Raw genomic sequence first — 11,103 nt, 5'->3', positions numbered from 1 at the left:
GCTCTCTCGCCACTGGATTGCTCTCTCGCGACTGGATTGCTCTCTCGCGAGAGAGCAATCCAGCCACCCCCACCCCCCACCCGCGCGAGAGAGCAATCCAGTTCCCGCAGGCCCTCTCGTGCGACGTCGATCCAGCCCTGATGAGGGTAGGCAAACCTGCGTCTGTGCAGGTCAGGGCAGGCTTTCCTGCGATGACAACGCCCGCGGACGGACCTATCGTGGACACATGACCACGACCACCGAACGCCCCACAGGTCTCGGCGCGCTGCTCCACCGCACGCCGGGTCCGGCCGCGGCCGCGTCGAACGCCGGTCTGAACTGGCTGCGCGCGGGCGTGCTCGGTGCCAACGACGGCATCGTGTCCGTCGCGGCAACCGTGGTGGGTGTCGCGGGTGCGGCGGCGTCGACGTCGACGATCGCCCTGGCCGGCGGCGCTGCCCTGGTCGCCGGTGCCCTGTCGATGGCGTCGGGCGAGTACGTGTCGGTCAGCAGCCAGCGTGACGCCGAGCGTGTCGCCGCCGCGGCCGGCAGCCCGATCAACGACGTGGACCACGACTTCACCAACCCGTGGCACGCGGCGCTCGCGTCCATGGTGGCGTTCACCGCCGGGGCGCTCATCCCCCTGCTCGTCGTCCTGGCGCCGTGGCCGATCGCCGCACGCGTCCCCGCGACGTTCGCGGCGGTCCTGCTCGCGCTCGTCCTGACGGGGTGGACGTCGTCGCGCTTCACGGGTGCGTCGCACGCGCGCTCGGTGCTGCGCAACGTCCTGGGCGGGTCGCTAGCGATGGCCGTGACGTACGGCGTCGGCGTGCTCGTCGGCACCGCGCTCTGACGCCCTACCCTGGGCGGGTGGCCAGGAAGGACGTGCGGACGCCCGCCGGCACCCCCGCGCTCGTCGCCCTGACCGCGGCCGGCGTGCCGCACACGCCGCGCACGTACGAGCACGACGCGGCGAGCGACCTCGGCTACGGCCTGGAGGCCGCCCACCTGCTCGGCGTCCCGCCCGAGCAGGTCTTCAAGACCCTCGTCGCCGACGTCGACGGCGCGCTCACCGTCGCCGTCGTGCCCGTCACCGGCCGGCTCGACCTCAAGGCGCTCGCGGCGGCCGTGGGCGGCAAGCGCGCCACGATGGCGGACCCGCATGCCGCCGAGCGCGCCACGGGGTACGTCGTCGGCGGCATCTCGCCCCTGGGCCAGCGCACCGCGCTGCGGACCGTCGTCGACGAGACCGTGTGGCTGTTCGACACCGTGCTCGTCTCCGGTGGGCGCCGCGGGCTGGACGTCGAGCTCGCCCCCGACGCCCTCGTGCGGCTCACGGACGCGACCGTCGCGGACGTCGCGCGGGACTGACCGCGCTCAGCGCGCCGAACAGCGCTCAGCGCCCGTAGGCCGCGAACGCGTTGTCGGTCGGCACGATCTCCTTGCCCAGCGGGACCAGGGAGATCGGGATGAGCTTGAGGTTCGCGATACCCAGGGGGATCCCGATGATCGAGACGAACAGCGGGATGGCGGTCGTGATGTGCCCGATCGCGAGCCAGATCCCCGCGACCAGCACCCAGATGACGTTGCCGATGGTGGAGAACGCCCCGGCCGTCGGCTTCTCGACGATGGTCCGCCCGAACGGCCAGAGCACGTAGCTCGCGATGCGGAACGACGCGATCCCGAACGGGATCGTCACGATCAGGACGCAGCAGATGACGCCCGCGAGCACGTAGCCCAGGGCGAGCCACGCGCCGGCGAACACGAGCCAGATGACGTTCAGCAGGGTCTTCACGGGTCAACGGTCCCACGGCGGCCGACCCCGGCGACATCCGGGAACACCCCGACCTTCCCCTGGTCTGCGCCGTGGGGCGCCGGCGCCAGGACGGACCCGCCACCAGGACGGACCCGCCACTAGGACGGACCCGCCACCGAGCCCGGTACGACGCGGAACGTCCCCCCGGCCGGCGGGGCGGGGGTGCGGACGGTCACGGGTGCCGACCAGACGACGCCACCGGACACGGAGCGGGCCCCGACGCGGAACTCGTAGCTGGTCTTCGCGCGCAGCGCCGTGAGCAGGACGCTCCGGGCCGTCACCGCCGCGGTCGTCGTCCTCCGCCCGACCGTGGCGTTGCCGTGCTGGACGACGTACCCGACCACGTTCTCGGCGCCGGTCCTCGGCGGCGCCCACCCGACACGGGCGCGCCCGGTCGCGGACACCGCGACGGCCACCGTCCTCGGGGCGGACACTCCCGCGGAGGTCGTGACCACCGTGCCGTGGACTGCGGCCGATGCGGTGCCGTACGCGTCGTACGCCACCACGCGGACCTCGTAGCTGGTGCTCGGTGCCAGGCCCGTGAGGGTCGTCGTCGGCGTCGAGGCAGGAACGGTCGGCAGCAGGGTCCACAGACCGGTACCGGTCCGCCTCGCGACCTGGTACGTCGCCGTCGGGACTCCCGACCCCGGGGACCAGCTCACGACCGCACCGGTCGGGGTCACCGTCGAGAAGGCGAGACCGGTCGGCGTCCCCGGTGCAGGTCGCGGTGAGGTCGCAGCCGCGAGGGACGCCGAGGTCGAGCCGTACTGGTTCCGCGCCGTCACCCTGACCTCGTAGGGCGTGCCGGGCGACAGGCCGTCGAGGGTCGCCGTCCTGGTCGTGGCGGCCGTCGGCGCCTGCGACGACCACGACCCGGTGCCCGTGCGCCACGACACCTGGTACTCGGTCGGGACGCTGCCGGTGGTGGGCGCGGCCCAGCGGATCGAGAGCGCCGTCACCGACGTCGACGTGACCTGGAGGGCGGTCGGCGCACCCGGGAGCGGGAAGACCCGTGAGGAGAGCAGCCGGTTCGGGGAGCCGGCGGTCCGGGTGATGACCCCGGGGGTGGCCGCACCGAGGAGCGCGGCGGTCACGGCAGCCGGCGCAGCGGTCGGGTACACGCCCAGGTAGAGCGCGGCGACGCCCGCCACGTGGGGCGCTGCCATGGACGTGCCGGACATCTCCGAGACGCGGTTCTCGTTCGGTGCGTAGATGGACCGGATGTTCTCGCCGGGCGCGAACAGGTCCACGCACGAGCCCCAGTCGGAGAAGTCCGCGCGGGCATCGGTCCTGGTGCTCGCCGCGGTCGTCACGGTCGAGGGCGCGGAGGCCGGCGAACCCGTGCACGCGTCGTCGTTCTCGTTGCCGGCGGCGCCGACAACGATCAGGCCGGCTGCGGTCGTGCGGCCGACGGCCGTGTTGAGAGCGGTGTCGTGCGGGCCCCCGAGTGACAGGTTGACCACGCCGGGCGTACCTGCGGGGTGGTGGGCGAGCACCCAGTCCAGACCCGCGACGACGGTCGTCGTCGTGCCGTTCCCCTCGCAGTCCAGGACGCGCACGGGAACGACGGTGGCGGCCTTCGCCACGCCGTACAGGGTGGAGGCGACGGTCCCGGCGACGTGGGACCCGTGCCCGTCGCAGTCGTAGGTCCCGTTGCCGTCCGCGATCGAGGAGTAGCCCGGAGCCAGCCGCCCCGCCAGGGTGGGGTGCGGGACCACTCCGGTGTCGACCACGTACACGCGCACGCCGGCACCGCCGTCGGTCGGCGAGGTGTAGGACCCGTCCAGAGGCAGCCGGGCCTGGTCGATACGGTCCAACCCCCAGGTCGGGGAGAGCTGCTCCGTGAACCCCTGCGCGGTGAAGACGTTCTCCGGTGTGACGGACCGGATGTCCGGGTCGGCGGCGAGCGTGGCCACCTGCGCCTCGGTCAGCTCGGCCGTGAAGCCCTCCAGAGCCCGCTCGAACTGCTCGGAGGGCTCGGCACCGAGGTCCGCCAGCGCCTCGCGCGCGGCGGGCGTGGCGCCGTCCTCCGCCTGGACCAGGAACGTCGTGGTGGGACCCTCGCCGTCCTGCGCGACCGCAGGGTCGAGGGACGGCAGCCCCGCGACGGCCATGACCGTGGCTGTGGCGGTTGCCAGGAGTGCTCGACGCACGGGGTGCCTCCCTTGTGGCGCGACCGACGCGGCCGCAACCGCCCATGGTGCCGGTGCAGCCCCGTCCGAGTCAGCGATTTCTAGCGCAGACACCCATCTGCTTCGACGACTCCGTCACAGACCTCAGTTCAACGACGCGTCGTCCGGCGCCGTCGACAGCAGCGCCAGGTCCCCGGGCTGCCGCCGCAGCACCCGCCGCCACAGCCCGCGCGGGTCGGCGCTGAAGACGTCGCCCGGCTCGTGGTCGACGACGAACCAGCCGCCCACGTCGATCTCGTCGTCGAGCTGCCCGGCCGTCCAGCCCGCGTAGCCGATGAAGACCCGCAGCCCGCGGACGGCGTCCACGACGAGCGCGGGCGGGGCGTCGAGGTCGACGACACCGAGCCGCTCCGCCAGCGGGCGCACCCCGGGCGGGGCGTCGACGCCGGTCACGTCCGCGAGCGCCAGCGCCGTGTCGCGGGCCACGGGCCCGCCCTGGAACAGGCGGCCGGGTGAGCTGAGGTGCGCCTGCCACTGCGGCAGCACGGCCGTCGCGTCCAGGTCGAGCGGGCGGTCGAGGACGACACCCAGCGCGCCCTCCGCGGTGTGCTCGAGCACGAGCACGACCGTGCGCCGGAAGCTGCGGTCCCGCAGTCCGGGAGTCGCGACGAGCAGTCGTCCGGTGCACCCCTCCATGCGGCCAGCATGCGTCCCGGCACGCCGGGTGCGCCACAGGTGACGCGGACGCGATCCGCGTTTTCGCCCACCCCACCGGCCGAGGGCGGCGGGCGCCGCGCGGGCGGGTACGGTCGGGGGTCGTGGAGAGCGGGGACGTCGCGGCGCGGTTGGCGCAGCTGAACGATCGGGTCGCGGCGGCGTGCGCGGCGGCGGGTCGCGCGTCCGACGAGGTCCGGGTCCTGCTCGCGTCGAAGACGATGGACGCGGACGCCGTGCGCGTCGCGCTGGTCGCGGACGCGGCCGCGCGTGCCGCAGGTTCCCGCACGGCTCCGGTGCTGCTGGGCGAGAACCGGGTCCAGGAGCTCGTCTCCAAGGCACCCGTGCTCGCGGACCTCGCCCCCGAGTGGCACGTCATCGGTCCGCTGCAGTCGAACAAGGTCACCGCGGCGCTGCGGTGGGCGTCGGCGGTGCAGTCGGTCGCGGACGACGCGCTCGCGCAGCGCCTGTCGGGCCGCGTCCAGGGCCGCGACGCACCGCTCGACGTGTGGGTGCAGGTCAACGTGTCGGGCGAGCCCACCAAGCACGGGGCGCACCCCGACGACGCGGTGGACCTGGCCGCCCGCGTCGCCGCCCTGCCGGGGCTGCGGCTCGCGGGGTTCATGACGGTGGGTGCGCGGAGCGACGACGAGCGGGTCGTGCGCGCCGGGTACGCGCGGCTTCGCGCGATCCGCGACGCGGTCGTGGGCGGCGGCGCTCCGGGCACCCGCGACGCCCACGGGCTGTCGATGGGGATGAGCGGTGACCTCGAGGCCGCGGTCGCGGAGGGCGCGACCGTCGTCCGGATCGGCACGGCCGTGTTCGGTGCGCGCCCGGCGCCCGCGGCACCCTCCGCGTGAGCCCGGCGTCGGCACACCCGGCGGCGGCGCACCCCACGGGTTGGGAGGATGGGCGCATGGACCCCGACCAGCGCGCACCTGACCGGCGCTTCCCCCGGTGGGTGTACGACGAGGGCACCGAGCCCGACGCCCGCTTCTCGCTGGCCAACGAGCGCACGTTCCTCGCCTGGGCGCGCACGGCCATCGCGCTGCTCGCGGGTGGTGTCGCCCTGGAGGCCCTCGACCTGCCGGTCGAACCAGGTATGCGGCTCGCCGCCGCGGTCGTGCTCATCGCGCTCGGGACGCTCGCCCCCGCGATCTCGTGGTGGGGCTGGGCGCGCGCCGAGCGGGCGATGCGACGGGGCGACCCGCTGCCGCCGCCGGTCGGCTTCGCCCTGCTCGTCGTCGGCGTGGGGATCGCGGGCGTGCTCGTCCTCGTCGGCCTGCTGCGCGCGTGAGCGGCCCGCCGCCCCCGTCGCTCGCCGCCGAGCGCACCGCCCTGGCGTGGCGCCGCACGGCGCTGGCCCTGGTCGCCGGGTCCGTCGCAGCGGGGCGGCTGCTGTCCGAGCCGTGGGGTGCGTCCGCGTGGGCCGTGACCGCGGCCGGCACGGTGATGGCGGTCGCGCTGCTGCGCGCGGCGCACCGGCGCCGCACGGGGTGCGCGGGCTGCGCTCGTGGCGGCCCGGCGCCGCGGCGGCGCGGACGGTGGGCCGCGACCCCGGCGGCCGGCTCGTCACGGTGTGCGCGGCAGCCCTGCTGCTGCTCGGCCTCGCGGCCCTGGCCCTCGTCGTCACCTGGTCGGCCTGACGCCCCCGGCCGTGCGGACGGCAGGGGCCAGCGCTGTCAGGGGACCCGCGCGGTCCACGCGGGATCGCTGAACCGGGTCTCGACGAGGGCGTGCGCGCGGGCGAGCTCGGCGGGCCGCAGCTCGTCGTCGACCGTGCGGTACCGGGCACGGAAGTGCGCGAGGAACGCCTGGACGACCTGCGCGCGCGGCAGCTGCGTCTGCGAGCGCACGGGGTCGACGCGCTTGCTCGCGGACCGGGTGCCCTTGTCGGACAGCTTCTCGCGGCCGATGCGCAGCACGTCGAGCATCTTGTCCGCGTCGATGTCGTACGCCATCGTCACGTGGTGCAGCACCGCGCCCCCCACGAGTCGCTTCTGCGCGGAGCCGGCGAGCTTGCCGGCGGGCGACGCGATGTCGTTGAGCCCGGTGGTCGTGGCCGTCACGCCCACGTCGGCAAGCGCACCGAGCACCCACTGGTTGAGGAAGGCGTAGGAGTCCTCGAACGACATCCCGTCGACCAGCGACCCCGGGACGACCAGCGAGAACGTGATGCAGTTGCCGGCCTCCATGAACATCGCGCCGCCGCCGGAGATGCGCCGCACGACCGTCACGCCGTGCCGCGCGGCCGCCTCGAGGTCCACCTCGTTGCGCAGCGACTGGAACGACCCGATGACGACGGCCGGCTCCTCCCACTCCCAGAACCGCAGCGTCGGGCCGCGCCGACCCGCGTCGAGCTCCTCGGAGAGCACCTGGTCCAGCGCAGCGTGCACGGCCGGCGGCATCGGGCCGGGGTGCAGGACGGCGATCTCGTGGTCGGCCCACGTGGTCGACAGGCCCAGGGCGCGCCGCACCGCCAGCGCGACGGCGCGCGTGTCGAACCCGACGGTCACGACGGGCCCGAGGATCCGGCCCTGGTCGAGGGCGAGGCGCAGCGCGTCGTCCAGGACAGTGACGAGCCGGCTGACGCCCGCGTCGTGGGGGACGCCGTCGAGCGCGCCGGACAGCACGCCGAGCGCCTCGTCGGGCTCGAGGAAGAAGTCCCCCGAGACGCTCACGTCCCGCAGCAGCCCGTCGTCCACCTCGAGGTCCACGACCACGAGCTTGCCCCCGGGCACCTTGTACTCACCGTGCACGTCCCCACCCTAGGCGGGTGCAGCCGGCCCCGCGTGGGGCGCAGGTCAGGACATCGCGCGCACCGCGGCGAGCGCTCTCTCCTCGATCATCGCGCTGAGCTCCTCGGGCTCGCCGATCGCCTCGCGGGCCTCCTCGCGGTCGGTGGCCGTGAGCGCGGTCGCGGTCCACGTCACGATCGCGTTGCCGACCAGGACGTGGCCCGCCGTCTGCTCGGAGGAGTCCCCCTCGATCTGCACGGTGACGTCGTGCACGATCGCGGGGAACACGCCCTGACCCTCCAGCGCCGGGTCCGCGGTCCACCGCGGACCGTCGACGCCCGGGTCCACCTGCGCGTACTGCGGGCACTCGTCGAGGGTCGTGACGAGCGCCCGGAACGCGGCGCGGGCGGCCGCGGCGTCGAGCAGCACGACGACGTCCTGGTCGATCATCACCTCGTCGTTGAACCACGAGGTCGCGTCGTGGTGCGCGGGCGGCTGGTCGACCACCGTCACGGCCGTCGTGCACGACGCCGGCTCGACGACGGACCCCTCAGGCAGGCCCCACGGCCGCGTGCCGGGCTCGACCCCGCGGGTCACGCCCGAGGACGCGCCCGGGACGGCGCGCTCCACGTCGGCGGCCGTCACGAACAGCGTGCCCGCCGTCGTCGCGTCGAACACGGCGTCGGCGCCCGGCGCCGGCACGGAGGTCAGCGAGGGTGACGGTGTCGGGCTCGTCGTGGGGCTCGGTGACGGCGTGGGCGTCGGCGACTGCGAGGTGACCGTCGGCGTCGGTGCGGGCTCGGCCGCCCACGGACGCCAGACCAGGAGGACCACGGCCACGACGACGAGCACCGCGAGGAGCCACCACCCGCGCAGGTCACGACCGCGCGGCTGCGCGGGGCCGTCGTCGTCCGCCGGGGCGTCCGGGGGCGTCCTGGGGTCGTCGGGGGGCTGGGGGGCGGTGCCGGACACGCGACGGGCTCCTTCCGGTTGCTCTGGCCTCGGTGCCATCCCCGAGGCTAGGCGGTGCGCGCGCCCCCTGCGCGACAACCGCCGCTGCTAGCGCGGCAGCACGCCGTGGTGCCGCAGGCCCCAGATCGCGGAGTCGGTGAGAGCCTCCCACGACGCCTCGATGATGTTCGGCCCCACGCCGACCGTGCTCCACGAGGTCTGTCCGTCGGTCGTCTCGATCAGCACCCGCGTCACGGCGTCCGTGCCGTGCATCTGGTCGAGGATGCGGACCTTGAAGTCGATGAGCTCGAACGCCTCGAGCTCCGGGTAGACGCGCGTCAGCGCCGACCGCAGCGCGTGGTCGAGCGCGTTGACCGGGCCGTTGCCCTCCCCCGTGCTGACGATGCGCTCACCGCCGGCGTGCAGCTTGACGGTCGCCTCCGCCGTCGCTGGGGCGCCCCGGCCGCCGTTGCGCTCGACGATCGCGCGCCACGACTCGACCCGGAAGTACGCCGGGCGCGCGCCGTCGAGCTCCTCGACGAGCAGCAGCTCGAACGACGCGTCCGCGGCCTCGTACGTGTACCCGTTCGCCTCGGCGTCCTTGACGCGGTTCGTCACGCGCGACAGGACGTCCGGGCGCTCGGCCAGGTCGATGCCCAGCTGACGGCCCTTGAGCTCGATCGACGCGCGGCCCGCCATGTCCGAGACGAGCATGCGCATGTCGTTGCCGACGAGCCCCGGGTCGGTGTGCTGGTAGAGGTCGGGGTCGACCTTGATGGCCGACGCGTGGATCCCGGCCTTGTGGGCGAAGGCGCTCGCCCCGACGTACGGCTGCCGCGCGAACGGCGAGATGTTCGTGATCTCGCTGATCGCGTGGGCGATGCGCGTGAGCTCGGCGAGGCCGCCCGGGCTGTCGCCGTGACGGGCGAGCACCCGCCGACCCAGCTTGAGCTCGAGGTTCGCGACGACCGAGAGCAGGTCGGCGTTGCCGGTGCGCTCGCCGTACCCGTTGACGGTGCCCTGCACGTGCACGCACCCCGCGTCGACGGCCGCGAGGGTGTTCGCGACCGCGCACCCCGAGTCGTTGTGCGCGTGCATCCCCAGCAGCGCGTCGGGACCCACGGCGTCGCGCACGTCGAGCACGACGTCGCGCACCTGGTCGGGCAGCATCCCGCCGTTCGTGTCGCACAGCGCGACCACCTCGGCGCCCGCGCCGAACGCCTCGATCGCGGCGCGGCGCGCGAACGACGCGTCGTACCGGAACCCGTCGAAGAAGTGCTCGCCGTCGACGAACACGCGCCTGCCCTCGCGCACGAGGAACGCGACGGTGTCCACGATCATCGCCAGACCCTCGTCCTGCGTGGTGCGCAGCGCGCGCTCGACGTGCCGCACGTCGGTCTTGGCGACGAGCGTGACGACCGGTGCCTCGGAGTCGAGCAGCGCCCGCACCTGAGGGTCGTCGACGGCCCGCACCCCGACCTTGCGCGTCGCGCCGAAGGCCGCGAGCTCGGCGTTGCGCAGGTCCAGCTCCTTGGCGGCCCGCTTGAAGAACTCGGTGTCCTTCGGCACGGCGCCCGGCCAGCCGCCCTCGATGAACCCGACCCCCAGCTCGTCCAGCATCGGGGCGATCATCAGCTTGTCGGCGACCGACAGGCTGATCCCCTCCTGCTGGGCGCCGTCGCGCAGCGTCGTGTCGTAGACGTGGAACGTCCCGGACTGGGTCGGGGTGGGCTCGGTCACGAAGGCTCCTCAGGTGGTGCGGGCGTGCGTCGACGGTGGCGCGGAGCGGGTGCTCGACCGGCGGGGGTGGTGCCGGTGCCTCGTCGACGTGTCAGGCCGGGCGGGGGTGGTGCCCGGTGACGTCTGGACCAACAAAAAGACCCCCCGGGGTACGGGAGGTCTGCGCGTCGGCGGGTGGGCCGACGCGCTACACGATGATGAGCGTGAAGCGGGTCACAGGCCGATGGTGGCACACGACACGCGCGCGCGGCACCGCGTCCATCATGCGGACGGGTGGTTTGCGGCTCCCGCCACGCACCGAACCGGGACGCAACGGTGCTGAACGGGCACCTGGTCGCTAGCGTGTGCTGCGACGTCACGCGTACGCGCGTCCCGACGTCCCGTGCGAGACAGGAGCCGACGATGTCGATCCCCACCTCCGGCCGGCCGCAGGAAGAGCCGACCCGCAGGTACTCGGCGGTGCCCCCCGCCGCCACACCCGCCACACCCGCAGTCCCCGTCGCACCCCCGGAGCCCGCTGCCGGACCCCGCCGCACCGAGACCCGCCTCACGGTCGAGACCGGCAGGTTCTGGGCCGGCGCCGCGGCCACGGCCCTCGTGGCGTCGCTGGTGGGCGTGGTCGGCGTCATCGTGCTCGAGCAGATCCTGCGGATCGACCTGGTGTTCCGCGACCCGTTCGGTGCCGGCTCCGCGATGGGCGCCTACGTCGTCGCCGGCGTGCTCGTCTCCCTCGTCGCCGCCGGGCTGCTGCAGCTGCTCGTGCTCACGACGCCGCGACCCCGCGCGTTCTTCGGCTGGATCCTGGGTCTGGCCACGGTGATGGCCACCCTCCTGCCCCTGACGTGGACCGACGAGCTCAGCTCGGCCATCGCCTCCGGTGTGGTCAACCTGCTCATCGGCATCGCCGTGTGGTCGCTCCTCAGCGGCGTGCTCGGCTGGACGGTGCGGCGCGTCTCCGTCTGACGCCTCGGCACGACCAGGGGCGCGCACCGGATCCGGTGCGCGCCCCTGCCGGCTGCGTGCCCGGCCCTGC

The 11,103-nt window shown here is 74.3% G+C and carries 12 protein-coding genes and 1 pseudogene; 7 read left to right on the top strand and 6 right to left on the bottom strand.

Annotated elements, in window-relative coordinates:
- The first annotated feature begins 226 nt into the window (after positions 1-226).
- Positions 227-832 (top strand): VIT1/CCC1 transporter family protein, encoded by a 606-nt coding sequence (locus OKX07_RS06535; RefSeq protein WP_265631031.1) that lies wholly within the window; start codon positions 227-229, stop codon positions 830-832.
- Between the two features lie 17 nt (positions 833-849).
- Positions 850-1,350, top strand: a complete 501-nt coding sequence (gene ybaK / locus OKX07_RS06530; protein WP_265631030.1) for a Cys-tRNA(Pro) deacylase — start codon at positions 850-852, stop codon at positions 1,348-1,350.
- 25 nt (positions 1,351-1,375) lie between these two features.
- Here the strand turns inward: ybaK and OKX07_RS06525 are convergent, their stop codons facing one another.
- The 3 genes from OKX07_RS06525 to OKX07_RS06515 form a co-directional block, all read right to left on the bottom strand.
- Positions 1,376-1,774 carry a YccF domain-containing protein gene (locus OKX07_RS06525; protein WP_265631029.1) on the bottom strand — a complete coding sequence of 133 codons (399 nt, stop codon included), beginning with the start codon at positions 1,772-1,774 and terminating at the stop codon, positions 1,376-1,378.
- A 119-nt stretch (positions 1,775-1,893) separates the two neighbouring features.
- The gene (locus OKX07_RS06520; protein WP_265631028.1) at positions 1,894-3,948 is read right to left on the bottom strand and encodes a S8 family serine peptidase; all 2,055 of its coding nucleotides are present in this window, start codon (positions 3,946-3,948) and stop codon (positions 1,894-1,896) included.
- Positions 3,949-4,071: 123 nt separating this feature from the next.
- Entirely contained in the window at positions 4,072-4,623 is a 552-nt protein-coding gene (locus OKX07_RS06515) for a YqgE/AlgH family protein (RefSeq protein WP_265631027.1), read from the bottom strand.
- 122 nt (positions 4,624-4,745) lie between these two features.
- Here OKX07_RS06515 and OKX07_RS06510 point away from each other — a divergent pair, with 122 nt between their 5' ends.
- The 4 genes and pseudogenes from OKX07_RS06510 to OKX07_RS06495 all read left to right on the top strand — a co-directional run bounded on the left by OKX07_RS06510 (position 4,746) and on the right by OKX07_RS06495 (position 6,287).
- A complete protein-coding gene (locus OKX07_RS06510) occupies positions 4,746-5,501 on the top strand; it encodes a YggS family pyridoxal phosphate-dependent enzyme (RefSeq protein WP_265631026.1) in 756 nt (251 codons plus the stop codon).
- A gap of 56 nt (positions 5,502-5,557) precedes the next feature.
- On the top strand, positions 5,558-5,938 hold the full coding sequence (locus OKX07_RS06505) for a YidH family protein (RefSeq protein ID WP_265631025.1): 381 nt from the start codon (positions 5,558-5,560) through the stop codon (positions 5,936-5,938).
- Positions 5,935-6,069: pseudogene (locus OKX07_RS06500) on the top strand (DUF202 domain-containing protein); the annotation flags it as partial. The gene OKX07_RS06505 and the pseudogene OKX07_RS06500, both read left to right, overlap by 4 nt.
- Entirely contained in the window at positions 6,066-6,287 is a 222-nt protein-coding gene (locus OKX07_RS06495; RefSeq protein WP_265631024.1) for a hypothetical protein, read from the top strand. The pseudogene OKX07_RS06500 and the gene OKX07_RS06495, both read left to right, overlap by 4 nt.
- A gap of 36 nt (positions 6,288-6,323) precedes the next feature.
- Here OKX07_RS06495 and OKX07_RS06490 read toward each other — a convergent pair whose 3' ends face one another.
- The 3 genes from OKX07_RS06490 to cimA form a co-directional block, all read right to left on the bottom strand.
- Positions 6,324-7,400 carry a lipoate--protein ligase family protein gene (locus tag OKX07_RS06490; protein ID WP_265631023.1) on the bottom strand — a complete coding sequence of 359 codons (1,077 nt, stop codon included), beginning with the start codon at positions 7,398-7,400 and terminating at the stop codon, positions 6,324-6,326.
- A gap of 45 nt (positions 7,401-7,445) precedes the next feature.
- Positions 7,446-8,351, bottom strand: a complete 906-nt coding sequence (locus OKX07_RS06485) for a hypothetical protein (protein WP_265631022.1) — start codon at positions 8,349-8,351, stop codon at positions 7,446-7,448.
- An 87-nt stretch (positions 8,352-8,438) separates the two neighbouring features.
- Positions 8,439-10,070: a citramalate synthase gene (cimA, locus tag OKX07_RS06480; protein WP_265631021.1), complete on the bottom strand. Its 1,632-nt coding sequence runs from the start codon at positions 10,068-10,070 to the stop codon at positions 8,439-8,441.
- A 402-nt stretch (positions 10,071-10,472) separates the two neighbouring features.
- Between cimA and OKX07_RS06475 the strand changes: the two genes are divergently transcribed.
- Entirely contained in the window at positions 10,473-11,033 is a 561-nt protein-coding gene (locus tag OKX07_RS06475; protein ID WP_265631020.1) for a DUF6069 family protein, read from the top strand.
- The last annotated feature ends 70 nt before the right edge of the window (positions 11,034-11,103 follow it).

The sequence above is a fragment of the Cellulomonas sp. S1-8 genome (genome assembly GCF_026184235.1).
Lineage (GTDB): Bacteria > Actinomycetota > Actinomycetes > Actinomycetales > Cellulomonadaceae > Cellulomonas.
This window is presented reverse-complemented; position numbering and strand designations above follow the sequence as displayed.